General features: G+C 51.5%; 18 protein-coding genes. 4 read left to right on the top strand and 14 right to left on the bottom strand.

Annotation, left to right across the window (positions count from 1 at the left end; all coding sequences use genetic code 11):
- Positions 1–141 precede the first annotated feature (141 nt).
- From AB3Y96_RS21080 to glpD, 3 genes are all read left to right on the top strand, one after another.
- Positions 142–453 (top strand): type II toxin-antitoxin system MqsR family toxin, encoded by a 312-nt coding sequence (locus AB3Y96_RS21080; protein ID WP_367300139.1) that lies wholly within the window; start codon positions 142–144, stop codon positions 451–453.
- Complete coding sequence (locus AB3Y96_RS21075) at positions 440–838, top strand: type II TA system antitoxin MqsA family protein (RefSeq protein WP_367300138.1); 399 nt, start codon at positions 440–442, stop codon at positions 836–838. The genes AB3Y96_RS21080 and AB3Y96_RS21075 overlap by 14 nt, the downstream gene beginning before the upstream one ends.
- 242 nt (positions 839–1,080) lie before the next feature.
- Complete coding sequence (glpD, locus tag AB3Y96_RS21070; protein WP_072309393.1) at positions 1,081–2,565, top strand: glycerol-3-phosphate dehydrogenase; 1,485 nt, start codon at positions 1,081–1,083, stop codon at positions 2,563–2,565.
- Positions 2,566–2,681: 116 nt separating this feature from the next.
- Here glpD and glgP read toward each other — a convergent pair whose 3' ends face one another.
- The 7 genes from glgP to malP form a co-directional block, all read right to left on the bottom strand.
- On the bottom strand, positions 2,682–5,129 hold the full coding sequence (glgP, locus tag AB3Y96_RS21065) for a glycogen phosphorylase (protein ID WP_072309394.1): 2,448 nt from the start codon (positions 5,127–5,129) through the stop codon (positions 2,682–2,684).
- A 94-nt stretch (positions 5,130–5,223) separates the two neighbouring features.
- Complete coding sequence (glgA, locus tag AB3Y96_RS21060; protein ID WP_367300137.1) at positions 5,224–6,654, bottom strand: glycogen synthase GlgA; 1,431 nt, start codon at positions 6,652–6,654, stop codon at positions 5,224–5,226.
- Positions 6,655–6,730: 76 nt separating this feature from the next.
- The gene (glgC, locus tag AB3Y96_RS21055; protein WP_072309396.1) at positions 6,731–8,014 is read right to left on the bottom strand and encodes a glucose-1-phosphate adenylyltransferase; all 1,284 of its coding nucleotides are present in this window, start codon (positions 8,012–8,014) and stop codon (positions 6,731–6,733) included.
- Positions 8,015–8,077: 63 nt separating this feature from the next.
- Positions 8,078–10,057, bottom strand: coding sequence for a glycogen debranching protein GlgX (gene glgX, locus AB3Y96_RS21050; RefSeq protein ID WP_367300136.1), 1,980 nt, complete (start codon positions 10,055–10,057; stop codon positions 8,078–8,080).
- Positions 10,041–12,269: a 1,4-alpha-glucan branching protein GlgB gene (glgB, locus tag AB3Y96_RS21045; protein ID WP_072309398.1), complete on the bottom strand. Its 2,229-nt coding sequence runs from the start codon at positions 12,267–12,269 to the stop codon at positions 10,041–10,043. Before glgB ends, glgX begins: the two co-directional genes overlap by 17 nt.
- 343 nt (positions 12,270–12,612) lie before the next feature.
- Positions 12,613–14,775, bottom strand: coding sequence for a 4-alpha-glucanotransferase (malQ, locus tag AB3Y96_RS21040; RefSeq protein ID WP_367300357.1), 2,163 nt, complete (start codon positions 14,773–14,775; stop codon positions 12,613–12,615).
- Positions 14,776–14,810: 35 nt separating this feature from the next.
- Positions 14,811–17,219: a maltodextrin phosphorylase gene (malP, locus tag AB3Y96_RS21035; RefSeq protein WP_367300135.1), complete on the bottom strand. Its 2,409-nt coding sequence runs from the start codon at positions 17,217–17,219 to the stop codon at positions 14,811–14,813.
- 563 nt (positions 17,220–17,782) lie between these two features.
- On the opposite strand from malP, the gene malT reads away from it, so the two are divergent.
- Positions 17,783–20,497 carry an HTH-type transcriptional regulator MalT gene (malT, locus tag AB3Y96_RS21030; RefSeq protein WP_072309401.1) on the top strand — a complete coding sequence of 905 codons (2,715 nt, stop codon included), beginning with the start codon at positions 17,783–17,785 and terminating at the stop codon, positions 20,495–20,497.
- A gap of 65 nt (positions 20,498–20,562) precedes the next feature.
- Here the strand turns inward: malT and AB3Y96_RS21025 are convergent, their stop codons facing one another.
- The 7 genes from AB3Y96_RS21025 to ulaA all read right to left on the bottom strand — a co-directional run bounded on the left by AB3Y96_RS21025 (position 20,563) and on the right by ulaA (position 25,694).
- Positions 20,563–21,126 (bottom strand): DUF1440 domain-containing protein, encoded by a 564-nt coding sequence (locus AB3Y96_RS21025; RefSeq protein WP_072309402.1) that lies wholly within the window; start codon positions 21,124–21,126, stop codon positions 20,563–20,565.
- Between the two features lie 26 nt (positions 21,127–21,152).
- Entirely contained in the window at positions 21,153–21,839 is a 687-nt protein-coding gene (locus tag AB3Y96_RS21020) for an L-ribulose-5-phosphate 4-epimerase (protein ID WP_367300134.1), read from the bottom strand.
- Positions 21,839–22,699 (bottom strand): L-ribulose-5-phosphate 3-epimerase, encoded by an 861-nt coding sequence (locus AB3Y96_RS21015; RefSeq protein ID WP_367300133.1) that lies wholly within the window; start codon positions 22,697–22,699, stop codon positions 21,839–21,841. The genes AB3Y96_RS21020 and AB3Y96_RS21015 overlap by 1 nt, the downstream gene beginning before the upstream one ends.
- Before the next feature lie 10 nt (positions 22,700–22,709).
- Complete coding sequence (locus AB3Y96_RS21010) at positions 22,710–23,366, bottom strand: 3-keto-L-gulonate-6-phosphate decarboxylase UlaD (RefSeq protein WP_096388616.1); 657 nt, start codon at positions 23,364–23,366, stop codon at positions 22,710–22,712.
- 124 nt (positions 23,367–23,490) lie between these two features.
- On the bottom strand, positions 23,491–23,958 hold the full coding sequence (gene ulaC / locus AB3Y96_RS21005) for a PTS ascorbate transporter subunit IIA (protein WP_025799335.1): 468 nt from the start codon (positions 23,956–23,958) through the stop codon (positions 23,491–23,493).
- 11 nt (positions 23,959–23,969) lie between these two features.
- Positions 23,970–24,275 carry a PTS ascorbate transporter subunit IIB gene (gene ulaB, locus AB3Y96_RS21000; RefSeq protein WP_040047020.1) on the bottom strand — a complete coding sequence of 102 codons (306 nt, stop codon included), beginning with the start codon at positions 24,273–24,275 and terminating at the stop codon, positions 23,970–23,972.
- Positions 24,276–24,293: 18 nt separating this feature from the next.
- Positions 24,294–25,694 (bottom strand): PTS ascorbate transporter subunit IIC, encoded by a 1,401-nt coding sequence (gene ulaA / locus AB3Y96_RS20995; protein ID WP_072309405.1) that lies wholly within the window; start codon positions 25,692–25,694, stop codon positions 24,294–24,296.
- Positions 25,695–25,802: the final 108 nt, after the last annotated feature.

Here is a 25,802-nt window from a genome sequence, read left to right as displayed (position 1 = left end):
TAAGTCTCGCGAATTTCTCTGAATCGGTTTCGCAGTTACGCGCGGCTGTCCTTGAGTCAATTTTAAGCTCCAATAAATTGTTATTGATGGTTTATTAATCGATAAAATTAACCTATTAGGTTATATTGCTAAGGAGAGCAGATGGAGAAGCGAACGCCGCATTGCAGTTTGGAAAAGGTACGGAACTTGATTGGGAAGGGGATGATTAGGATAACCAAATCAGCGCATCGCGATGCTGAGTTGATGCATTTTGGCCTTGCTGATATGTATCGCGTTGTCTGTGAGCTTTCGCCTCAAGAGTTCTATAAGAGTATGACAACTTATGATGACCATTGCATCTGGCAGGATGTCTACCATTGCCATCTGGACAAGGTGTCTCTCTATTTGAAATTAACGGTTGTTGATGATGTCCTCATCGTTTCGTTTAAGGAGTTAGATCATGCAATGCCCTGAATGTGGTTCTAAAAATACGATTAAAGATTACCGTGACATCCCATTTACCTATAAAGGGCAGTCTACGGTGGTTAAAGCTGTCGGTGCCGATTGGTGTTTAGACTGCGGGGAAGGCGTGATTTTTAAAGAAGAATCTCTGCGTATCGACAGCATTTTGACGGAGTTCAACAAACAGGTTAATGCGTCCATTATCGATCCTGAGTACGTGGTGGCAATGCGAAAAAAGCTGAACCTTTCCCAAAGTGAAGCCGGTGAGATCTTTGGTGGCGGCGTGAACGCATTTTCGCGCTACGAAACAGGAAAAGCGCTGCCCCATGTTTCAACCATCAAATTGTTAAAACTGCTTGATAAGTATCCAGAATTGCTCGAAGAAATTCGTAACTAGCCTTTCTCTTTCGACGCCTAAGTTCGTCAGCTTGGGCGGCTCTGCGTCTCAATACCCACACAGTATGTAATTTTATTATCTCTCAACTGTTATCTTCATCACGCTGAAATGTTTTTGTTTGGTTAATTTCTGGCGCTAATGTTTGTTTGTGAGTATTATAATGCTCGCAAACGAACATTATTCGATTGTTTTTTTATCATCAACGACAAAATTAGAACTGTTTCGAGCATCCGGAGGGGAAAGTGGAAACCAAAGACTTGATCGTTATCGGTGGTGGCATTAACGGTGCCGGTATCGCTGCGGATGCGGCAGGACGCGGGCTTTCCGTTCTGATGCTGGAGGCTAAAGATTTGGCCTGTGCCACGTCATCTGCGAGCTCTAAATTAATCCACGGTGGCCTGCGCTATCTGGAGCACTATGAGTTTCGTTTGGTGAGCGAAGCCTTGGCAGAGCGTGAAGTATTGCTGAAACTTGCGCCGCATATAGCCTTCCCGATGCGTTTCCGCTTACCGCACCAGCCGCATTTGCGCCCGGCTTGGATGATCCGTACGGGTCTGTTCCTTTACGATCATTTGGGCAAACGTACCAGCTTGCCAAGCAGCAAAGGCCTGCGCTTTGGCCCTGAATCGGTCTTAAAATCCAGCTTAACGCGTGGATTTGAGTATTCAGATTGTTGGGTTGATGATGCTCGTTTGGTGCTGTTAAACGCGCAAGAAGTTGTGGTGCGCGGTGGTGAAGTTCGCACTCGTACTCAGGTTACACGCGCCTATCGTGAAAATGGATTGTGGGTTGTTGAAGCTAAAAACGCAGACACGGGTGAAGTCTCTACCTGGCGTGCCAAAGGTCTGGTGAATGCGACCGGCCCATGGGTAAAACATTTCTTCGATAATGGATTAGAGCTGAAATCTCCTTACGGTATCCGTCTGATCAAGGGCAGCCATATTGTGGTTCCTCGTGTCCATAATCAGCCGCAGGCTTACATTCTGCAGAATGAAGATCACCGCATTGTCTTTGTGATCCCGTGGATGGATGAGTTTTCTATCATCGGTACTACCGATGTGGAATATAACGGCGACCCGCATGATGTGAAGATTGATGATAATGAAGTGAATTACCTGCTGAAGGTTTATAACGATCACTTCAAGAAACAGTTAAGCAAAGACGACGTTGTCTGGACCTATTCCGGTGTGCGTCCGCTGTGTGACGATGAATCAGATTCTCCGCAGGCGATCACCCGTGACTATACGCTCGACGTACACGATCAGGATGGCAAAGCACCGCTGCTTTCCATATTCGGCGGCAAGCTCACTACCTATCGCAAACTGGCTGAACATGCGCTAGAGAAACTGTCTGGCTATTACGATAACTGTGGCCCTGCATGGACTAAAAACGGTGTATTGCCGGGAGGCGATTTAGGCACCGATCGCGATAGCTATGCTGCACAGCTGCGTCGCCGCTTTACGTGGTTACCGGAAGCGTTAGCCCGTCGCTACGTGCGCACTTATGGTACTCGCGTTGAACAGCTGATAGGAACCGCGCAATCGCTGGAAGAGCTGGGTGAGCACTTTGGTCATCATCTGTATGAAGCTGAGCTGCGTTATCTGGTTGCCGAAGAGTGGGTGGTTGAGCTTGATGATGCGATCTGGCGCCGTACTAAGTTAGGTATGTGGCTGGATGATGCTCAGAAGCAGCGTGTCGCGCAGTGGCTGGCAGAGCATAAGTCATAACGACTGCATGACATGACCCCACCCTAACCCTCCCCTTCGCAGGGGAGGGAACTGTTTAGTGATGGTTGAAAGACCCTCGATCTGCTCCTCCCCCTGCGAAGGGGAGGCTTTTCGCTCTACAACTTCACCGCTTTAATATTCCATATCTCATCCGCGTATTCCTGAATCGTTCGGTCGGATGAGAAATACCCCATATTGGCGATATTCATCACCGCGCGGTGTGTCCATTCAATAGGCGTTTTATACAGCTCATCCACTTTATCCTGTGTATCAATATAGCTACGGTAATCCGCCAGTAGCTGATAGTGATCGCCGAAGTTCACCAATGAATCAAAGAGACTTGCATAGCGGCGCGGATCTTCAGGGCTGAATGCGCCCGTCGCAATTTGGGTGAGCACTTGGTTTAGCTCAGGATCCTGTTCGTAGATTTGGCGCGGGTTATAGCCATTATTACGCAGCGCTTCAACCTGCTCGGTGGTATTGCCGAAGATAAAGATATTCTCTTCACCTACATGCTTGAGCATTTCCACGTTTGCGCCGTCTAATGTGCCGATGGTCAATGCGCCGTTGAGCGCAAATTTCATGTTGCTAGTACCCGACGCTTCGGTGCCTGCCGTTGAAATCTGCTCTGAAAGATCGGCGGCTGGGATAATCATCTGTGCCAAACTGACGCCATAGTTGGGGATGAAAACAACTTTGAGCTTGCCTTTGATGCGCTCATCGTTGTTGATCACTTTAGCTACATCGTTGATCAAATGAATGATTTGCTTGGCGTTGTAATACGCTGATGCGGCTTTACCCGCAAAGATCTTCACCCGTGGTGTCCAATCGTTTTCGGGATCTTGCAGGATACGATTGTAGTGGGTGATGACATGCAACACGTTCAGTAGCTGGCGTTTATATTCGTGGATCCTTTTGATCTGCACGTCGAACAGCGCATTAGGATCTAGCACCACATTAAGCTTCTGCGCGACATACAGGGCGAGCTGTTTTTTATTGTGCAGCTTGGCCTGTTGCACATCGCGAATGAAGGTCGGGTAGTCGATGTGTGTTAATAGCTCATTGAGCTGGCTTAAATCGGTGCGCCATCTCTGCCCGATGTTTTCATCCAGCACTTTTGACAGCGGTTGGTTAGCCAACGCCAGCCAGCGACGTGGGGTTACGCCGTTAGTTTTATTACAGAAACGGTTCGGGAATAGACGAGCAAAATCGGCAAACAGCGATTGCACCATCAGTTCAGAATGTAGCTCAGATACGCCGTTTACTTTATGGCTAGCGATCACTGCCAGCCACGCCATGCGCACGCGACGTCCGTTGGTTTCATCGATAATGGAAACGCGTGAGAGCAATGCATCATCATTAGGATATTGCTCTTTCACGTCTTTTAGGAAATGGTCGTTGATCTGGAAAATAAGCTGTAGATGGCGCGGTAAAATTTTGCCCAACATGTCTACCGGCCACGTTTCGAGGGCTTCGCTCATTAACGTATGATTGGTGTAGGAGAAAACCTGTACCACGATGGCCCAAGCGCTTTCCCACGTGAATTTGTGATCGTCAATGAGCAGCCGCATCAATTCGGGAATCGAAAGCACCGGATGGGTGTCGTTCAGGTGGATAGCAATTTTTTCGGCGAGATTCTGTAAAGTGTGATGGGTTTGCCAATGGTGATGGAGAATATCTTGCACCGTCGCAGAGACCAGGAAGTATTCCTGACGCAGGCGCAGCTCACGGCCTGAATAGGTGGAATCATCTGGATAAAGCACGCGGGACACGTTTTCCGAGTGGTTTTTATCTTCCACTGCGGCGAAGTAATCGCCCTGATTAAACTTACCTAAATTGATTTCGCTACTGGCGCGCGCGGACCATAAACGCAGGGTGTTGGTGGCATCGGTGTCAAAGCCCGGAATAATTTGGTCAAAAGCCAGCGCCAGCACCTCTTCGGTTTCCAACCAGCGGGCACGATTGCCTTCCTGCTGAATACGTCCACCGAATCGAACCCGGTAGCGCGTGTTATGGCGCACGAACTCCCACGCATTGCCGTATTCCAGCCAGTTATCAGGTGACTCCGCCTGCTGCCCATTCACGATGTTCTGTTTGAACATACCGTATTCATAGCGAATACCGTAGCCGCGGGCCGGTAGGGCGAGCGTCGCCATGGAATCGAGAAAACAGGCCGCTAACCGACCAAGACCGCCGTTGCCGAGCCCAGGATCGATTTCTTCATCGATAAGCTCTTCAAGATCGAGCCCCATTTCATCTAAGGCTTGCTTGGTTTCGTCATACACACCCATCGCCATTAAGGCATTTGAGAGCGTACGGCCGAGCAAAAATTCCATCGAAAGATAGTAAACCTGACGTACATCCTGCGAGAACTGAGCGCGGGTAGAACGCAGCCAGCGCTCGACCATTCTGTCTCGCACCGCGAATAGCGTGGCGTTTAACCAGTCATGCTGGTTGGCAATGGACGGATCTTTGCCAACCACAAACATCAGTTTGTAAGCAATCGAGTGTTTGAGCGCCTCGACGCTGACAACGGGCGAAGTATAGCTAAACGGTGAAGTCATAATCAGTACACCCCGGTAATGAAAAATATGGGTTACAGCATGGATGGCAAATTATGCAATTTGCGCCAACAATGCCGATAAAATCTTTATTGGGCTAAAGTCGGCGGTAGAGCTCCAAATAGCTCACGGCCGCTTTTTCCCAGCTGAAGTTTTGCGCCATGGCTTGGCGCTGCACGTAGCGCCACAGCGTTGGGCGCGTCCAGAGAACAAAGGCGCGGCGGAGCGCATTCGACAAATCTTTGGTATCGCAGTCATTAAAGACAAAGCCGCTGGCGCTGCCTTCGGAGAGATTTTCCAGCGAGCAGTCGTTCACCGTGTCGGCTAAGCCGCCGGTATGGCGCACCAACGGCAGGGTGCCGTATTTCAGCCCGTACAGCTGAGTTAGCCCGCAGGGCTCAAAACGACTCGGTACTAAAATAACGTCGGCGCCCGCAATAATCCGATGCGAGAACGCTTCGTGATAACCGATTTGCACGCCAACCTGACCGGGATAGGCGGCCGCAGCGGCCAGAAATGCCTCTTGCAAAGGAGCATCTCCCGCACCGAGAAGTGCCAGCTGTCCACCGCCGTTTAATAGCGTAGGCAGGGCTTCAAGCACTAAATCCAATCCCTTCTGGCTGGTTAAACGGCTGACAACTGCAAAGATCGGTTTCTCCGGATCGACTTCTAACCCCATGGCCGTTTGTAGATGCTGTTTGTTTAGCGCCTTCTCTTTGAGATTTTCTCGCTGATAACAGTTGGCGATGAGTTTATCGGTCGCGGGATCCCAAATCGCATCATCAACGCCGTTGAGAATGCCGCTGAGTTTGCCTTCGCGTTCAAGCTGCTGTAATAGCCCCTCCATGCCATAGGCGAATTCAGGGCGGGTGATTTCTTTCGCATAGGTAGGGCTGACCGTTGTGACGTGATCGGCGTAAAACAGCCCGGCTTTTAAGAATGAGATTTGGCCATAGAATTCCAGTCCATAGATCTGGAAGAAATCCTGTGGTAGATACAGCTCAGCCATGTGATGAGCTGAAAATAAGCCCTGATAGGCAAGGTTGTGCACGGTAAACACAGAGCGAGCTGGGCGACCACGCGCCGCCAGATACGCGCAGGCGAGGCCTGCATGCCAATCATGAGCATGAACCACCTGTGGGCGCCAATAGTGGTCGCAGCCGCTGGCCAGTTCGGCGGCTATCCATCCCAGCAAGCCGAAACGGCGATGGTTGTCTGAGTAGGCATACATCGCCTGATCGTGATACGGGCTGCCGGGGCGGTCATAAAGATGCGGGGCATCAATCAAATAGATACCAACGCCTTGATAATGACCAAAACGCAGCGTAACGCGACCGGCAAAGGTATCTAGCGTGGCGACTTCATGTGTTTCAGGGATCCCTTCTTTCAGCGCCGGAAATCCGGGGAGAAGAACGCGCACATTAGCTCCCTGAGCAATTTGCGCAGCAGGCATTGCACCGACAACGTCGGCTAATCCACCTGTTTTGAGCAGGGGAAACAGTTCGGAACAGACGTGCAATACGTACATCGATAATCCTCAGTCAAATTGAGTGATGCTCCCGTCAGCCTTTCTGTTTGCCGGGAGCGACACCCAACACTTCATCTCATAAACGAGCCAGCATTTCGCGCGTGACCAAGACAACCCCGCCTTCAGAGCGGTAAAAACGCTTGCTGTCTTCTTCTGCATTCTCCCCAATCACCATGCCTTCAGGCAGAACGCAGGCGCGATCGATAATGCAGCGGCGTAGGCGGCACGAGCGGCCAATGTTGACGTCAGGTAATAAAACAGATGAATCAATGGTGCAGAACGAATTAACGCGAACCCGAGGGAACAGAACCGAGTGAACGACCACGGAGCCTGAAATAATACAGCCGCCCGACACCAAGGAGTTCATGGTCATACCGTGGCTGCCTGAACGGTCTTGGACAAACTTGGCTGGCGGCAGTGATTCCATGTAGGTGCGAATTGGCCAGCGTTTGTCGTACATGTCGAGTTCTGGCGTGACCGAAGCTAAGTCGAGATTGGCACGCCAATAGGCATCTAAGGTTCCAACGTCGCGCCAGTACGGGGCAACGTCGTGCTCGTCGGTGCTCGTGACGCAGGAAAGCGTGAAGGGATGTGCCCAAGCCTTTCCCTGCGCGGTAATTTTGGGGATCAGGTCTTTACCAAAATCGTGGAAGGAGTCCGTGAGACTCATGTCTTCTTCCAGCAACTGATAAAGATATTCTGCGTTAAATACATAAATGCCCATGCTGGCGAGCGACATATCTTCGTTGCCCGGCATAGCGGGTGGATTCTGTGGTTTCTCTAGAAACTTCAAAATCTGATGATCGTCGCCAACTTCCATCACGCCAAATTCGCTCGCTTCGCTACGCGGTACGGGGATACAGGCCACGGTACATCCGGCACCGCTCTCCACGTGGTCGATCAGCATGCGCGAATAGTCCATTTTGTAGATATGGTCACCAGCGAGAATGACCACAAATTCAGCGTCATAGCGTCGAATAATATCCAAATTTTGATACACCGCGTCGGCGGTTCCTTTGTACCAATGTTCTGACGCATCACGCTGCTGGGCGGGCAGGAGATCGACAAACTCATTCATTGACTCGTTCAGGAACGACCAACCACGCTGAATGTGCTGCACCAAGGTATGCGAGTGATATTGGGTGATCACCCCAATACGACGAATGCCTGAGTTGATGCAGTTCGATAGCGCAAAATCGACGATACGAAATTTACCGCCAAAGTGAACGGCCGGTTTCGCACGCGTTTTGGTGAGATCCTTCAAGCGAGAGCCGCGGCCACCTGCCAGAATCAGGGCCACAGACTGCTGAGGTAATTGACGGGCCAACATCAACTGGTTCTGATTTTCTGACTTAACCATTTCTGACTCCTTGTTTTGATGCGTGCAGTCCGCTCTTTAGGCCTTGGACTGCGCGTTGTAGGGCTATGAACGAATCAGTACGCATATGCTGTGTGCAGGCATGACCACGCGTTCAGTGTTGTTTACGGTATCCAATGCGTTGAATGGCGCAGACGCTTGCCAATGACCCGTAGGAAGGCAAACCTCGACGTCGTCTTGCGCTGGATTAACAATAATTAACCAGTCACCAGATAGCTGGATCTGTAGCAGTGACGGAGCGATAGCCTGCCATTCATCTGGCGTGAGTGGCTGTGCATGGGCGTTCAGCCAAACAACGTTGCCATCGTTTTCGTCCCACCACCGGTTGGCGCAGAGCGCAGGAATGCGCTTACGCAGCTGAATCAGCGAGGCGGTGAACTCCGTTAATGCGGTATCTGCGCAGGACCAATCTAGCCAAGCGATTTCATTGTCTTGGCAATAGGCGTTGTTGTTGCCTTGCTGGCTGTGACCCATTTCATCACCGGCCAGGATCATCGGCGCACCTTGTGAGAGCAGCAGCGTGGCGAGCAGCGCCCGCTGACTACGGTTTCTTCGGCGCTGAATGTTCTCATCGGCGTCTATTCCTTCAACACCGTGGTTGTTGCTGTAGTTGCTGTTAGTTCCGTCGCGGTTTTCCTCGCCGTTAGCCAGATTATGTTTGTCGTTAAAACTCACTAAATCGTGCAGGGTAAAGCCATCGTGAGCGGTGATTTGGTTAATGCTCGACGACGGTGCGCGTCCGTGATGGCGAAACAGCTGGCTTGAGGCCGCAAAACGCTCGGCAAACGCGCCCGCGCTGAGAGAACCCTGTAGCCAAAACTGGCGAACTTCATCACGATAACGATCGTTCCATTCCGAAAAGGTGAGAGGAAAATGCCCAAGCTGGTAGCCATTGGGGCCGATATCCCACGGCTCAGCGATGAATTTCACCCGAGAGAGAACAGGATCCTGAGCGATGGTAATAAACAACGGCGCATGCCGATGAAAATCAGCGTTGCGCCCAAGCACGGTGCCTAAATCGAAGCGAAAACCATCCACATGGCACTCTTCAACCCAATAGCGCAGACAGTCCATGACCCACTGCACGCTATGTGGTTGAGTTAACCTCAGCGCATTGCCACAGCCAGTCCAGTTTTCCAACGCGCCCTGCGCATTGCGCCAGTAATAGCTGCGGTTATCGATGCCGCGTAACGACACCATTGGGCCGGTTTCGTCCAGCTCGGCGGTATGGTTAAAAACAACATCGAGAATGACTTCAATTCCGGCGGCGTGTAGCGCTTTGACCGCATCGCGAAATTCACTCAGTGCGGTAGTTTTGCTGCGGCCAGAGTGAAAGCTAGGCTCGATGGCAAACGGGGCGAGAACGTTGTAGCCCCAATAGTTGGTTAGGCCAATTTTCTGTAAGCGAGGTTCATCGGCATGCAGCTGCACCGGCAGCAATTCCAACGCGGTAATGCCCAATCGCTTTAAGTATTCAATCATCACCGGATGAGAAAGAGCGGCATAGCTGCCGCGTAATTCTTTTGGAATTCCCGGATGCTGCTGGGTAAGTCCACGTACATGGGCTTCATAAATCACGGTATCCCCCCATAAAACATGAGGGGGGCGATCGTTTTCCCAATCGTAGGTCTCTTCGCGCACGATGCAGTGTGGAACGACATTGCGATCGTCACGCCAGTCTGGCTCGTGTAGGCCGCCACACAAGCGATCGTCCAATGGCAATGTACCTGTGAGCTCGCGAGCGTAGGGATCGATTAGCAATTTAGCGGGGTTAAAGCGTTGGCCCTTTTCAGGACGCCAAGGGCCATGAACGCGATAACCATATTCCAGCCCTGCTTTTGCACCGGGTAACAGCCCGTGCCAAACGTCGCCGCTGCGTGCTGGAAGCTCGTAGGATTCCTGATGTCCGGTTTTGTCAAAAATGCACAGTTCAACCCGCGTCGCGTGAGACGAGAAGAGCGCAAAATTGACGCCTTCGGGCGTGATGTGGGCTCCCAACGGGCCCGGATTACCGGGTTTTAGCATCAGACACAGCCTCCGAGGGTGACGCTGGTTGAGGCGCTAGCTGTAAATAGAGCGTCGCCAGCGGCGGCACGGCGATCTCGATAGAGTACGGACAGCCGTGGCTACCTACGGCTTGGCTATCAATGCCTCCCTGATTGCCAAAATTACTGCCGTGGTAATAATAAGAATCGGTGTTCATGATTTCTTGATAGTGTCCTGCGTGCTCAACGCCGACGCGATAACGCTCGCGTGGTACTGGCGTGAAGTTGCTGACAACCAAAACTTCGTTGCCTGCCTCATCGCGGCGAACGAAGGCAAACACCGAGTTCTCATGATCGTCGACGACGCGCCAGCGGAAACCACGCGCATCGCAATCCCAGCGATGCAGCGCCGGATAGTCGCGATAGCAATGGTTGAGGTCGCGCACCAGACGCTGCACGCCGTTGTGCCAGTTGTCTTCACCTTCCAGCAAATGCCAGTCAAGACTGGTTTCGAAATTCCACTCGCGGCCTTGGGCAAATTCACAGCCCATAAACAGCAGTTTTTTGCCCGGATGAGCCCACATAAAACCGTAATAAGCGCGCAGGTTGGCAAATTTTTGCCATGCATCGCCGGGCATTTTGTCGAGCATGGAGCGTTTGCCGTGCACCACTTCGTCGTGCGACAGCGCCAGCACGAAGTTTTCACTCCATGCGTACAGCAGGCCAAACGTCATTAAATTATGGTGATACTTACGATGGACCGGATCGAGCTTCATGTAGTCCAGCGTGTCGTGCATCCAGCCCATATTCCACTTGTAGTGGAAGCCCAGACCGTTGGCATCGGGCGGCAGCGTAACGCCGGGAAAGTCGGTGGACTCTTCTGCCATGGTGACGGCGCCGGGGCGTTGTTCGCCGATGGTTTTATTGGTATAGCGCAGAAAATCGATGGCTTCGAGGTTATGGTTTCCGCCGAAGCAGTTTGGGATCCATTCTCCCTCTTTGCGGCTGTAATCGCGGTGGATCATGGAAGCGACGGCGTCTACGCGCAGGCCGTCAATGCCGTAACGCTCCATCCAATACAGCGCGTTTCCGGCTAAGAAGTTGCGTACTTCATAGCGGGAATAGTTATAAATCAGCGTGTTCCAATCCTGATGATAGCCTTCACGCGGATCTGAATATTCATATAAATCGGTGCCGTCGAACTCAGCTAAGCCCCAAGTATCGCTGGGGAAATGGCCCGGAACCCAATCCAGCAGCACGTTGATCCCTGCCTCATGCGCTTTATCCATAAAGTAGCGGAAGTCTTCTGGTGTACCGAAACGGCGCGTTGGGGCGTACATGCCTAGCGGCTGATAGCCCCATGAGCCATCGAACGGGTGTTCGTTGATCGGCAGCAGTTCGATATGGGTGAAGCCCATATCTTTGACGTAGGGCACCAGCTGTTCCGCCATTTCGCGATAGCTGAGCCAGAAGTTGTTATCGCTGTGGCGTCGCCATGAACCCAGATGCACTTCATAGATGGAAACCGGCGCGTTGAGCTGATTAGCCGCGCTGCGTTTTTCATCTGGCGGGACTTTGTCTGGCAATGGGGTTACCAGCGAAGCGGTGTCTGGGCGCATTTGCGCTTCAAAGGCATAGGGATCGGCTTTAAGCACGGTGTGCCCATGCGCGTCGATAAGCTCGAATTTATACAGCTGACCCGCCTGCACACCGGGAATGAAAAGCTCCCAAATGCCGCTCTCTTGTCGGATACGCATGGGATGGCGACGGCCGTCCCAAAAATTAAATTCGCCGACCACGGAAACCCGCTGCGCATTCGGTGCCCAAACGGCAAAGCTGACGCCGCTGATATCAGCCAGATGCGTGGGATGGGCACCTAAACTTTCATAGGGGCGTAGGTGCTTGCCTTCGGTGAGCAGCCAATTATCGATTTCGCCGAGGAGGGGACCAAAACGGTAGGGATCTTCAATAATTTGTTGATGATCGTTCCACGTGACGTTGAGTAGATAATCAAACGGGTTTTTACGACGAGGCAATAGGCCTGTAAAGAAACCACGCTCATCGATCCGATCAAGTTGAGCAACCATGCGCGTGGTTTTGCGATCGAGCACCTGTACGGACGTTGCATCTGGCAGCAGAGCGCGTACCACCAAACCTTTGGATGTTTGATGCATGCCTAAGATAGAAAAAGGGTCAGCACAATGACCCGCTAGAAGCTGTTGCAGCATTTGACTGCTGGGAAGTACGGACATGGCATTCTTCCTTAGATTCACAGCATGAATCCATCATTCAATCATTCGTTTCTGAATAATTGCTAATAGACATCATGCCCGCCATTCAGAATATTTTTTGTGAGTGTTACTCGATAATTTTTGAGTAAAAACACAAAGGCACAAATCGCTACAGCATCACCGTCTGCTGGCTTTTTTATTGGATGGCTAACTTATAAATTAACCATTTTTAAGCATAGCCAGCTTTTCTAGATACATTTGCTAAACGGAGGGTTATTTTTCGTGATAACGAATGGGAAAAAAGAATGAGTGAAAAAATAGACCGCGAAAATCGTTTTCGCGGTCTATTGGGAGAGGCTTTGGGTTAAGCCGCAGAAACCTTACGGCGGTGTTTATCTAAATCGCTGATAAGCAAATTAATATCAGGATCGTTAAACATCTGCTCTAGGGTTTTAGTGAGTTTACGCCGCCAGTTGGGATACTGGTCGCTGGTGCCCGGAATATTGACGGGCTTTTCCATATCCAGCCAATCTTCTGGCTGTAGGCCCAGTAAGGCACTGGCGCTATCCGCTACGTAGCGTTGTAAACCTCGGTTGAGAACCGGGCTCATGGCTAAGCGTTCAGCGCGCCGTCCAACCTTTTGCGGTATACAGCCATATTGATGTAGGCCATCCAGCAATCCTTGTTTAGCCGCCTCGCGATCCTGATGCAGTTTTCTCAGCACCTCAAGATCGGGATAAAGCCCCAACTCCCTGCCTAAATGCAAATCATCCGCTTGCCAATAGCCGCGCAGCGTTGGCAGATCGTGGGTGGTGATGGTTGCCATCGCCTGTACGGTATATGACTGCGGTGCGCGGAAGCTGTTTTCCTGATCGTGCTCGAAATAGAGCACTTTGTAGGAGTAGACGCCACAATCACGCAGTTTAGCGATGATTTCAACGGGTACCGTTCCTAAGTCTTCACCGATAACCATGCACTGATTTCGCTGGCTTTCTAGCGCTAAAATGGCCAGCAAATCATCAACCGGATAGCGCACATAGGCGCCTTTGTCGGCGGTTTCACCATAGGGGATCCACCACAGGCGCAGCATCGACATCACGTGATCGATACGCAATGCGCCGCAGCAGGTCATGTTGGCGCGCAGCATATCAATAAACGGCTGATAGGCACGCGCAGCTATAACGTGGGGATCCATCGGTGGAAGCCCCCAGTTTTGCCCCAGTGGGCCAAGAATATCCGGCGGTGCGCCGACCGAGGCTTTCAGGCAATACAGCCCGGTTTCACCCCAGGTTTCAGCGCCACCTTCGGCGACGCCAACGGCAAGATCGCGGTACAGCCCAATCGGCATCTTTTGTTGCTGGCAAACTTCGAAACATTCAGACAGCTGGCTGTACGCAAGCCATTGCAGCCAGAGGTAGAAATCGACTTTATCCGCGTGCTGACGGCAAAAATCGGCTACGCCGCTGCTGTCTGCGCTGCGCAGATTATCGGGCCATACTGGCCAACCCCACATGGTGGGATCTTGGGCATTCAGATGTGCATGCAATGCATCGAACGCTGCCTGTTGGTACAGGCTATTACCACCTTGTTCAACAAACTGACGGAACGCTTTCAGGCGCTTATTGCTGCTTTTCTGCTGGATAAACGCGGGGAATGCTCGCTGTAGCGCATTGATCTTCAGCGAGATAACGCTGGAGTAATCGACCCATTCGCTGGCCCGGGCCTCGCTTAGGCATCGCTGCGTTTCGCTATTGTTCCACCACGTTTGGGCTTCTTCACTGTGTTTAAACTCTTCTACTTGGTTGACATCAATGTAGGCCACGTTCAACCAGCGGCGTGAGGATGGGCTATAAGGGCTGGCGCTTTCTGGGTTAGCAGGGTAGAGCGAGTGGATCGGATTGAGGCCGACAAATGCCCCGCCACGCTTAGCCACGTTTAGCACCATCTGTTTGAGATCGCCGAAGTCGCCGATGCCCCAATTATTATCAGACCGCAGCGTATAAAGCTGTACGCAGGCACCCCAAAGTTTACGGCCAGTCAGCAAGGCATCTGGTTCATAACAGCGTTGAGGCGTAACGATAATCTGGCAAGTCCACTGCTGTGTTTCATCACTTAACGTGAGCTGATGATAGCCCAGCGGTAGATCGCGCGGCAGCGTCAGCGTTTTGCGTCGCTGTACTTTTCCTTGGAAAGTCCCTTGGAGATTCTCTTGGAGATTAGCGCCGCTATGTGCCGGTTTGTCAGACGAGTGGGCTTCAAGCGCGAGCGCCCAAGTGTACTCTCCAGTGATATGGAGATTGAGAATACATGGACGGCCTTGGGTAAACACCATCACCGGCGGAACCGGCGAGCCGACCTGAGTCGGCGTGAATGGATGCATCGCTTCCAACAGGCGCTGCTTAGTTTCCGCGCTGATCGCCTGTTGTTTGCCGTGAGCATTGATGTAGCTGGCAGCGATACCCGCTTCCGCCGCCAAACTTTCCAGTAGCTTACGCTCGGCCTGCTGATGCTCCGTTATTTGTTCCATTGGTGGCGTTGTTTTCTCTTGCATGGAACAGCTCCTTAACGCTTTGCCTGCCAGATTCTCTTCTGGTAATCGCGGATTGACCGGTCAGAGCTGAACATACCAACGCGTGCGGTATTTAAAATTGTGGCGCGAGTCCATTGCTCTTGGTCGCGATATAACACGTCCACTTCTTTTTGCGCACGGCAGTAGTCGGCAAAATCGGCCAAGACCAAGTACGGGTCACCGCCGTCTAACAGGCTATGCAGCATTTGATCGAACGCTTGTTTATCGCCGTTGCTGTAATGGCCTTTGGCCAATTCATCCAGAATCAATTTCAGCTGCTTATCTTTACGATAAATCGCCTTAGGCTGGTAGCCTTTGGCCAGCGTGGCTTTCACCTGTTCTACGGTTTGGCCGAAGATAAAGATGTTTTCCTCGCCGACTTCCTGTGCAATTTCGACGTTCGCACCATCCAGCGTCCCCACGGTTAATGCGCCGTTGAGGGCGAGTTTCATGTTGCCGGTGCCTGACGCCTCTTTGCCTGCCGTGGAGATCTGCTCAGAGATATCAGCCGCAGGGATCATGAGTTCAGCAACGGAAACACGATAGTCAGGAATGAATGCGACCTGAAGGCGTCCTTTCATCAGCGGATCGTTATTGATCTTCTCAGCGACTTTGTTGATCGCGTAGATAATATTCTTAGCCAAATAGTAGCCGGGAGCGGCTTTGGCGCCGAACAGGAAAACGCGTGGTACGCGGTCAGCCTGCGGGTTATCGCGCAGTTCGTGATACAGGGCCAGAATGTGCAAGAGATTCAGGTGCTGGCGTTTGTATTCGTGCAGGCGTTTGATTTGCACATCAAAGATTGCATCGACGTTGAGCTCCAGACCCATCACGTTTTTAACGTATTTTGCTAACGCGAGTTTGTTGTCGCGTTTGATGGCCTGATATTTTTGACGGAACTTCGCATCGTCGGCATAGGACTCAAGGCCTTTCAGCACGTCTAAATCGTTAGCCCACTCTTTTTTCAGCGTCTTGTCGATAAGGCTAGCCAGCGCAGGATTGCACTGTTTTAGCCAGCGGCGCGGCGTGATGCCGTTGGTGACGTTATGAAATTTGTTGGGCCAGAGCTGGTGGTATTCAGGGAACAGGTCTTTGACCACTAAATCAGAATGCAGCTGGGCGACGCCGTTAACCGCAAAACCACCCACCACGCATAGGTTTGCCATGCGTACTTGTTTATCGTAGTGAACGGCCAGTTTGGCCCATACCGCTTCATCGTTAGGCCATTGCTTTTGAACCCGTTTTTTGAAGCGCGCGTTGATCTGTTTGATGATGTCAAAGTGGCGCGGCAGCAGGTTGCGTACCAAGCGCTCGTCCCAGCATTCGAGAGCTTCTGGCATCAACGTATGGTTGGTATAGGCAAAGGTGTTGCTGGTGATGGCCCACGCTTCATCCCAGGACATTTGATGTTCGTCCAGCAGTACGCGCAGCAGTTCTGGGATCGCAATCGTTGGATGCGTGTCGTTGAGCTGAATCACCTCATATTTCGGTAAGTCAGCCAGCTTGCGGCCTGCCAGATGGTGTTTGTGCAGAATGTCAGACACGGAGCAGGCGCAGTGGAAGTATTGCTGCATTAGGCGTAAGCGTTTACCGGCCTGATGGTTGTCATTAGGATAAAGCACTTTGGTAAGCTTGGCGGCTTCAATACCGTCGCTTTCTGCTTTGAGGAACTGGCCATCATTGAACTTGGTTAAATCAAACGGATGCGCATGAGTGGCCTGCCACAGGCGTAGCGGTTGGCTCACGCCGTTGTGATAGCCAAGAATTGGTAAATCCCATGCTTCGCCGCGCAGCGTGAGCGCTGGCTGCCATCGCACCGAACCGTCCGGCTGTTTGATAAGCTTACCGCCAAAGTTAACGTCTACGTTCAGGGCGCTGTTATGGCGGAACCACGGGTAGCTTTCGCGCTCCCAGTTGTCTGGTGCCTCCATCTGGTGACCTTCGCTGAAGGACTGACGGAAGAGGCCATATTGATAGCACAAGCCATAGCCTGTCGCCGGCTGTTCAACGGTTGCCATGGAGTCCAAGAAGCAGGCCGCTAAACGACCTAAGCCGCCGTTGCCCAACGCTGGATCGGTTTCTTGCTCCAACAAATCGCTGAGCAGAACGTCGTGCGCAGCGAGGGTTTTTTCTACGGCGTCATACCAGCCCAGATTAATCAGATTGTTTGCGGTTAAGCGCCCAATCAGAAACTCCATGGATAGGTAGTTAACATGGCGCAGCTCGCTTTTTGCCACGGCTTTTGGCTGTGGTAGCGCAGACAGCTGCTCGGCGATTGCCGCACTCACAGCCTGCCACCATTGATGCTCCGTCATCTGGTTCGATGCGGTTAGTCCGAAGTGCTGCCATTGGCGGGTAAGCGCCGCCAAGAATACGTCCTTATCAAATGGTATGTGCGACATATCAGTCTCTCTCAAAGCATAAAGTTCAGGAATTGACGTTATCCTGCCGACCCACCGGTTTTATAACATCCTCCCGAAGGGGGATGAGGCGGGGAGGAGGGGCGGGGCGTAGTCAAAACTGTGATCCAAACCCGTTATCTTTCGCGTTACAGGCGTGTAAATTCAGCTCTGATTACCAAGATGTAGCCCATAAAACCGACAAATTTTGTGCAATAAACTTGCAACTAAAGGATTAAGAATAGGAGCAAAAATGTTCCTATGTCGAGGGTAGCCGTGCTGAAATGCGGCCTCATGCCAGCGAGGGGAAAAGATGAGGTGCTAACCTAAACAAAGAATCAATGAAACCGTACCGAGTCATTTTCCCAGCAAAGATGTAAGAAGATGTGAGAAGTGTGATCGACTGCAATTTCCTGCTACCTAGTCGTGATGCTCTGTTGCATTAATTGGTGTGATATCCCAAGTTAAACAGGACTAATTAATTACGAAGCGCGAAATAAATAAGCAATATTTAAAACTTATATATTGCTGTGGTTTGCTTTGGGCTTTCTTTGTGGGACTTTACCATGCTCATTCCGTCGAAATTAAGTCGCCCGGTGCGGCTACAAAATACGGTGGTACGCGAACGGCTATTAACCAAGCTTGCGTCAGCCGGTAACTACCGTCTGGTATTGGTTAACGGGCCGGCGGGTTATGGTAAAACCACGCTATTAGCGCAGTGGGCAGAGGAAAATGCGCATTTAGGCTGGTTTTCTCTGGATGAAAGCGACAACCAACCCGAGCGCTTTGCCAGCTATTTAATTGCCGCATTGCAGCAAGCCACCGGTGGACATTGCAGCAAAAGCGAAGCGATGAGCCAAAAGCATCAGTACGCTACGCTTCCGGCGCTATTTGCTCAGCTTTTTATTGAGCTTTCTGATTGGTCGGCACCGTTGTATTTGGTTATCGATGATTATCATCTGATCGCTAATGCGCAAATCCATGAGGCGATGCGCTTCTTCCTGCGTCATCAGCCAGATAATCTCACCGTCATTTTATTGTCACGCACGCTCCCTCCGCTGGGCATCGCCAATTTACGCGTGCGCGAGCAGCTTTTAGAAGTAGGCACTAAGCAGCTGGCTTTTACCCATCAAGAAGCGTCACAGTTTTTCAATCATCGTTTGAAATCGCCGATGGCGGACATTGAAAGCCATCAGCTGTGCGATGAGGTGGAAGGCTGGCCAACGGCGTTGCAGCTGATCGCGCTTTCGGTGCGTCAATCAACAACCACGGCGCAAGAGTCGGCGCGGCGTTTAGCGAAGATCAACGCCAGCCATCTTTCTGATTATTTGGTGGATGAAGTGCTCGATCGCGTTGATGCCACGACGCGTAACTTTTTGCTGCGCTGCTCAGTGCTGCGCTCGATGAATGATGTGCTACTGACTCGCTTAACCGGTGAAGATAACGGCCAACAGCAGTTGGAAGAGCTTGAGCGGCAGGGGCTTTTTATTCATCGAATGGACGCTGACGGCGAATGGTTTTGCTTCCATCCATTATTTGCCAACTTTTTACGTCAGCGTTGCCATTGGGAACTGGCGGCAGATTTGCCCGATCTTCATCGTCGAGCAGCTCAAGGCTGGCTCGATCAGGGCTTTCCTGCTGAGGCAATCCACCATGCATTAGCCGCAGGCGACGTAGAGATGCTGCGCGATGTGCTACTCCAGCATGCGTGGGAGCTGTTCCATCAAAGCGAGCTTTCGTTGCTGGAAGAGTGCTTAAAAGCCCTGCCGTATGAAAAACTGATTCAAAACCCTCGGTTGGCTCTGCTACAAGCGTGGCTGGCACAGAGCCAACATCGTTACAGCGAGGTGAATACTCTGCTGGAGCGCGCCGAGCATGAAATGCATGTGCAGAAAATTGAAATAGATGGCGTGATGTTGGCCGAGTTTGATGCGCTGCGCGCGCAGGTGGCAATCAACGATGGTCGCCCTGACGACGCCGAGCGGCTGGCGGTTGAAGCGTTAAAACATTTGCCTATCAGCAGCTATTACAGCCGTATTGTCACCAGCTCGGTGATGGGCGAAGTCCATCATTGCAAAGGCGATTTAGCCCGTGCATTGCCGATGATGCAACAAACGGAGCAGGTTGCGCGCCGTCATCAGGCCTACCATTACGCGCTGTGGGCAATGCTGCAACAGAGTGAAATCCTCATTGCGCAGGGCTTTTTGCAAGCAGCCTATGAGACTCAGGACAAAGCTTTTGAGCTGATCCATGAACAGCATTTAGAGCAATTGCCGATGCATGAGTTCCTGCTGCGAATTCGCTCGCAGGTTTTGTGGTCGTGGATGCGTTTAGACGAGGCAGAAGACGCTGCCCGCAAAGGTCTCGAGGTGCTGGCGAACTACGAACCGCAGCAACAGTTACAGTGCTTGGCGATGTTAGCCAAGTGCTCTTTAGCGCGTGGCGATCTGGACAATGCTAACCAGTATTTACGGCGCTGTGAGAATTTATTGCAGTCTGGCCGCTACCATCGAGACTGGCAAACTAATACTGATAAGCCGCGGGTGATTGCGTGGCAGATGACCGGCGACCGCGCAGCTGCGACACAGTGGCTGATGCAGGCAGAAAAACCGTCGCGGGCTGATAACCACTTTCTACAAGGTCAGTGGCGCAACATTGCGCGAGTGCAAATTCTGCTAGGACGCTATGAAGAAGCCGAAGTAGTACTTGATGAGCTAAACGAAGAAGCAAGGCGTTTGCGTTTGGTGAGCGATCTCAATCGTAACCTGCTGCTGTGCAATTTGCTGTATTGGAGCACCGATCGCAAAAGCGAAGCGCTGCGGGTATTGATTGAAGCGCTAAGTTTGGCTAACCGTACCGGTTTTGTCAGTCATTTTGTGGTTGAGGGCGAGGTGATGGCACAGCAGCTGCGTCAGCTCTTGCAGCTCAATACGCTACCAGAGCTGGATCAGCACCGCGCTCAGCGCATTCTGCGTGATATCAATCAGCATCATCGGCATAAGTTTGCGCATTTTGATGAGGGCTTTGTTGAACGACTGCTTAATCATCCACAGGTGCCGGAGCTGATTCGTACCAGCCCGTTAACCCAGCGAGAATGGCAGGTTCTAGGGCTGATTTATTCTGGCTATAGCAATGAGCAAATTGCCGGTGAGCTCGACGTTGCCGCAACAACGATTAAAACTCATATTCGTAATTTGTATCAAAAACTGGGCGTTGCGCATCGCCAAGAGGCCGTTCAACAGGCACAAAATATTATGAAGATGATGGGGTATGGCGTGTAGTTAACGCCATCTAACCTTCCCATTTGTAGGGAAGGTTAGCGAGGGCTACAGGAGATAGGCTAGGCTTACCGGCTCATGGCCGTGATAGGCACTTCTGCATCTGGCTCATGGGTAATTCGGTTACGCAGATCGCGGCGAATCAGCTCAATCGACCAGAACCAAAAGAGATGTCCCAATATTTCAGAGATATATTCGTCAGCGGGCAGCTGTGACAGCGGCGGCGTGAGCCCCAGCAATGGGAAACTAATACCGTGAACAGCAATGGTTGAAATAATCCCTGCCATTATCCCTTGCCACATTTTTACTTTTGGAAAACGCTCTGCCACGATGCAATAGCCGATGGCAAACACCAATGAGAAGATAATGTGAGTCACCATCACCGGATTAATAATATGTTCAGAGAACGTATAAACCGTGGTGGTTGGGTCGATGCCAAGATAATCACGTAAAAACAGGTAAGGCGGATTAAACTCAGCGCGGCCATCGGTAATGGTTCGCGGCGGCAGGGGAACTTCAGCCCCCCATTTCACAAACGCCGACATAATCCCTGCGGCTAAACCGACCAGAGCGGCCACGCCATAGCGGCGACGTGTCGGATTGGTTTGTACAAATAACGCGCTAACTGCCATGGTGGCCTTCCTTAGATATCAAAGAATTACTTCTGTCCGTAATAAGCATTCGGGCCATGTTTACGGCTGAAATGTTTATCCATCAGATATCCGTCAATGTGGCGCAGCTGTGGGTTAATACCACAGGCGATCCACGCCATTTTTGCCACTTCTTCCATCACGACTGCGTTATGTACTGCGTCTGTGGCATCTTTACCCCATGAGAACGGCCCATGCTGATACACCACTATCCCAGGCGTATGCAGCGGATTGGAATCACCCAGCGTTTCTACAATCACTTTGCCGGTGTTGAGCTCGTATTCCCCGGCCACTTCAGCGGCGGTTAGGGCGCGAGTGCAGGGAATATCACCAAAGAAATAGTCTGCATGGGTGGTGCCGAGTGCGGGGATGGAGAGCCCCGCCTGCGCCCACGCGGTGGCGTGAGTTGAATGGGTGTGCACAATGCCGCCGAGGTGTGGGTAGCGGCGGTAGAGTTCAAGGTGTGTAGGCGTATCGGAGGAGGGACGATAGCGACCTTCGACAATATTACCCTGAAGATCGACCACCACCATATCTTCAGCTTGCATGGTTTCGTAGGGTACACCGCTCGGCTTGATAACCACCAAGCCGCGCTCGAGATCGATCGCGCTGACGTTGCCCCACGTGAACGTGACCAGACCATAGTGAGGGAGTGCCATATTGGCATCAAAAACCTGTTGTTTGAGCTGTTGCATTAGATAGTCTCCTCCACCATAAGCCCCGCATTGGCCATACGCTGTTTCACCCAGTCACGTGCGGCTTTGACTTCTTTGACCGGATCGGCAGCCGTTTCACTCCACATTTCAATCAGGTAAGGGCCGCAATACCCGGTTTCTTTAAGGGTGGTAAAACAGCGCTCAAAATCCACGACGCCGCTACCAAATGGCACGTTTTTAAATACGCCCGGCTGCGTATCTTTGACATGAACTGCCACAATGTGACCACTACCGGCCTGTAGTTCCATTTGCACATCGTTATCCCACGCGGAGAGATTGCCGATGTCTGGGTAGAGCTGGAACCAAGGGTTATTCAGGTAATGGGCATAGCCCATAGCTTTGCTGATTGAATTCATCAGCGGATAGTCCATGATTTCCATCGCCAACGTGACCTGAGCGCGGCTGGCCATCTCGACCGACTGTTTTAATCCGTCGCGAAAGCGTTCGCGGGTCGCGTTGTTGGCTTCTTGATAGTAAACGTCGTAGCCCGCGAGTTGGATGACGCGAATACCAACGTCTTGCGCGAAGCGAATGGCTTTACGCATGATTTCTAGTCCTTCAGCACGAACGTTGTCGTCTTCAGAACCCAAAGGGAAACGGCGATGCGCGCTTAGGCACATCGAGGGTACGCGCACGCCGGTTTGGGCAATGGCATTCACCAGTGCTAAACGCTGTTCACGACTCCAGTCAAGCCGTGCCAGACGTGTATCGCTTTCATCGACTGACATTTCGACGAAATCGAAACCGAGCTCGGCTGCCAACTGCAATCGAGGCAGCCAGTCTTCTCCCGCAGGGAGCGCTTTTTCGTAAATTCCGAGAGGAACGGCTTTCTGGAGCATGACATTTACCTTAGCCCCACAGCTGGGCGATAGAACGTTTGAATTGGCGAGCCGCTTCAACTGGGCTTGCAGCATCGCGGATGCTACGGCCTGCGATAAATACGTGAATTGGGATGCCTTTAAACAGCGGCAAATCTTCTAACGCCAATCCGCCAGTGACGGTGACTTTAAAGCCCATATCTGCGAGACGGCGGATAGCGGAGATATCAGCTTCGCTCCATGCAACGCCTGCAGCCTGCGCATCACGGCTACGGTGATAAACCACCTGTTGGATGCCGGCTGTACGCCACTCTGCGGCTTGTTCCCATGTCCAAAAACCGGTTAGTTCAATTTGCACGTCGCCGTTGAATTCTTTCGCTGTGTCGAGTGCGCCTTTGGCGGTGTTGATGTCGGCGCAGCAAATAACGGTGACCCAATCCGCGTTGGCTTCAAAGCACATGCGCGAGAGGATTTTTCCTGCGTCGGCGATTTTGGCATCGGCCAGTACGATTTTGTGCGGATAGAGCGCTTTCAGGTCGCGAACGGCGCGTACACCTTCACCGACGCAAAGAATTGTGCCGACTTCGATAATATCGACTTCTTCGGCAATCAGGCGGGTGGTTTTGTACGCGTCGTCTAGGGTTTGGTTATCTAAAGCAACTTGCAGCATTGGCAAAGAATGGGACATTTTTCTACTCCAAAAGTCAGTTTTTGGCATGATCCTCCCCAGCCTCCCATTATGAGGGAGGAGCAAATTGGTACTTTGCATTCCCTCCCCAATACAGGGGAGGGCTAGGGACGGAAGGTAAGTGTTAGGCCTGGGCGGCGTTGGTTTGATCGATCAGATCTAAAACATCCTGCTCGGTGCGGCACGCACGTAGACGATCAAAGTTTGCTTCGTCTTCGAATAGGTTAACGATCTGCATGATCCCCACCTCTTGGTGAGTGTTGGCATCAACGGCAGCCATGGTGATCAGGATATCGACGGGATCGTTATCTTCATGATTAAACGAAAGCGGCGTTTTTAGCGTGACTAGCGAGAATCCTGTTTTCTTCACGCCCTCTTCCGGTCTGCCATGCGGCATCGCTAAGCCGGGGCAGAGAACGAAATAGGGCCCAAAGCGCTCAACGCCATCCAAAATGGCTTGATAGTAACGGGGCTCGACGACGTCAGCCTGAACCAACAGATCGACACCGATTTTTACCGCTTCCTGCCAAGTGTTTGCTTCGGCCTGCAAACGAATGGAGTGGTTTTGTGCCAGTGAATCGCGCAGTTTCATATCCGCTCCTATTACTTAATATCTTTAGGGAAGTGCGCTTTAATCACATCCATCAGCTTGGGACCGAAGTCGGCGGCAGAAAGCATGTTGCGTACGCCAACCACATATTTGTTGCCCGTAACGGTAATTTCATCGGCGACATGGGTGGATGCAATAATGATGTCAGCACCGCTGAGCTCAGATTTATATTCGCCAACGGCGCAGCTGTTAACGCTGTGGTCGATATTTTGCTGCGTCAGAAACTGGTCAACTTTCATTTTCATAATCATGGAACTGCCTTGCCCACAACCGCATACCGCGAGGATTCGTACTGTCATGATTTGTGCTCCAGTTAATTAATTTGTAGAAGATTCGTTGAGTGCTATTTTTTCGGCGTCTTCTTCGGCTCGCAGAGTGCGGCCAGCGAAGAACATATAAATCAGTGCAATAACGATAATGACGCCCATAAACCACAGACCAAGGGTGAATCCTTGCATAATCGGTGGTGCCAGAATTGACCAGTCAGCCATTCCCATCCATGCGCTAAGCCCAGTGAGTTTTATCGCCCATACGCAGCCAAAGATTTCAATCATGCCCATCAGCAGGCAGATTTTCAGCGCTGCTCGCCAGCCACCATAGTGGTTAGCAAATACGCCGATGGTTGCGTTTGAGAAGAACATCGGAATGAATCCCGGAATGATCATGATTGAAGAACCGAGCCCAACCAAAACACCCACGGCGATGAGTTGTCCGATGGTACCCCACATGAATCCCCAAACTACGGCGTTAGGCGCGAAGCTGTAGATGGCCGCACAGTCGATTGCCAGTACGGCGCCGGGGATCAGGCGCTGAGAAATCCCGTTAAAGGCTTCAGACAGTTCGGCAACGAACATACGAACGCCTTGGATGATGATGAAAATGGCAACGGCAAATTGGAAGCCAGTTTGTAGGATATAAATCGTCCAGTGGGTTTTACCCGCCATTTTTTGTACGGTATCAATCCCAAAGGAACAGAGGATCGCGCCGAAGAAAATCGTCATAACGATGGCGGTGGAGACAATATTGTCGTGGAAGATGTTGAGCCAGCCTGGAAGTTTTAAATCTTCAACACTCTCTTCTTTCTTTCCCAGATAAGGTGCGATTTTACAGGCTATCCATGCGGCAAACTGTTGCTGGTGGCCGATTGAAAACCCACATCCCTCGGTAACATCCTGCGTGGGTTTGAACATCATATTGGAGGTGATACCCCAATAGAGAGAAACCAGAATTGCGGTGCAGACGATGGTCGTCCACATTGGGTAGCCAAAAATATAGAAGAATACGGCAATAAGACCCGCCTGCTGAAACATGATGTGGCCAGTTAGCATAATGGTGCGGATGCCGGTCACACGACGGAAAAGTACGTAGAGAATGTTAAGTGCCAGAGCGAGAAGAACGGCATAGCCGACCCAGCTATAAGCATCCCCCATGCGTTCAACGGTCGCCATCATTGCTGCATAAGTGTCTGAAATAGCACCGTTGATGCCATAAACTTCGGATAATTTGGCTACAACGGGTTTAAATGTGCCCGTCAGGATCCCCGAACCGGCCTGCAGCAGCATGAAACCAATGATGGTTTTTATGGTGCCTTTGATAATGACAGTTGCACTCTTGCGTAACAGCAAATATCCCAAACATGTCACGATGCCCAGTAGTAGTGGGGCATTGGTCATGACCTGATTAAAAAATATAGTGAAGATGTTGTAGAGGGTTTCCATAAAGCACTCCGCTCGGCTTTTGGCTTTTATTCCTGCCGTGTTTTTCTTTCTTGTGTCACAGACAGGTTCTGTTTTGTACAAAATCACTCTAGCAATCACAAAGAATCA

This window comes from Hafnia alvei (assembly GCF_964063325.1).
Classification (GTDB): Bacteria; Pseudomonadota; Gammaproteobacteria; order Enterobacterales; family Enterobacteriaceae; genus Hafnia; species Hafnia alvei_B.
Note: the sequence above shows the minus strand (reverse complement) of the source record. Positions and strands in the feature narration are given on the sequence as shown.

Bases quoted from the DNA above. Each gene is read 5' to 3' on its own strand.
- ulaC (WP_025799335.1), bottom strand. From the start codon at position 23,958: ATGAAACTGCGCGATTCACTGGCACAAAACCACTCCATTCGTTTGCAG.
- glgP (WP_072309394.1), bottom strand. From the start codon at position 5,129: ATGACTTCACCGTTTAGCTATACTTCGCCCGTTGTCAGCGTCGAGGCG.
- glgX (WP_367300136.1), bottom strand. From the start codon at position 10,057: ATGCTAAAACCCGGTAATCCGGGCCCGTTGGGAGCCCACATCACGCCC.
- ulaA (WP_072309405.1), bottom strand. From the start codon at position 25,694: ATGGAAACCCTCTACAACATCTTCACTATATTTTTTAATCAGGTCATG.
- glgA (WP_367300137.1), bottom strand. From the start codon at position 6,654: ATGTACGTATTGCACGTCTGTTCCGAACTGTTTCCCCTGCTCAAAACA.
- AB3Y96_RS21080 (WP_367300139.1), top strand. From the start codon at position 142: ATGGAGAAGCGAACGCCGCATTGCAGTTTGGAAAAGGTACGGAACTTG.
- AB3Y96_RS21010 (WP_096388616.1), bottom strand. From the start codon at position 23,366: ATGTCCCATTCTTTGCCAATGCTGCAAGTTGCTTTAGATAACCAAACC.
- AB3Y96_RS21015 (WP_367300133.1), bottom strand. From the start codon at position 22,699: ATGCTCCAGAAAGCCGTTCCTCTCGGAATTTACGAAAAAGCGCTCCCT.
- malQ (WP_367300357.1), bottom strand. From the start codon at position 14,775: ATGGAACAAATAACGGAGCATCAGCAGGCCGAGCGTAAGCTACTGGAA.
- AB3Y96_RS21025 (WP_072309402.1), bottom strand. From the start codon at position 21,126: ATGGCAGTTAGCGCGTTATTTGTACAAACCAATCCGACACGTCGCCGC.
- malT (WP_072309401.1), top strand. From the start codon at position 17,783: ATGCTCATTCCGTCGAAATTAAGTCGCCCGGTGCGGCTACAAAATACG.
- glgB (WP_072309398.1), bottom strand. From the start codon at position 12,269: ATGTCCGTACTTCCCAGCAGTCAAATGCTGCAACAGCTTCTAGCGGGT.
- AB3Y96_RS21020 (WP_367300134.1), bottom strand. From the start codon at position 21,839: ATGCAACAGCTCAAACAACAGGTTTTTGATGCCAATATGGCACTCCCT.
- glgC (WP_072309396.1), bottom strand. From the start codon at position 8,014: ATGGTTAAGTCAGAAAATCAGAACCAGTTGATGTTGGCCCGTCAATTA.
- malP (WP_367300135.1), bottom strand. From the start codon at position 17,219: ATGTCGCACATACCATTTGATAAGGACGTATTCTTGGCGGCGCTTACC.
- AB3Y96_RS21075 (WP_367300138.1), top strand. From the start codon at position 440: ATGCAATGCCCTGAATGTGGTTCTAAAAATACGATTAAAGATTACCGT.
- ulaB (WP_040047020.1), bottom strand. From the start codon at position 24,275: ATGACAGTACGAATCCTCGCGGTATGCGGTTGTGGGCAAGGCAGTTCC.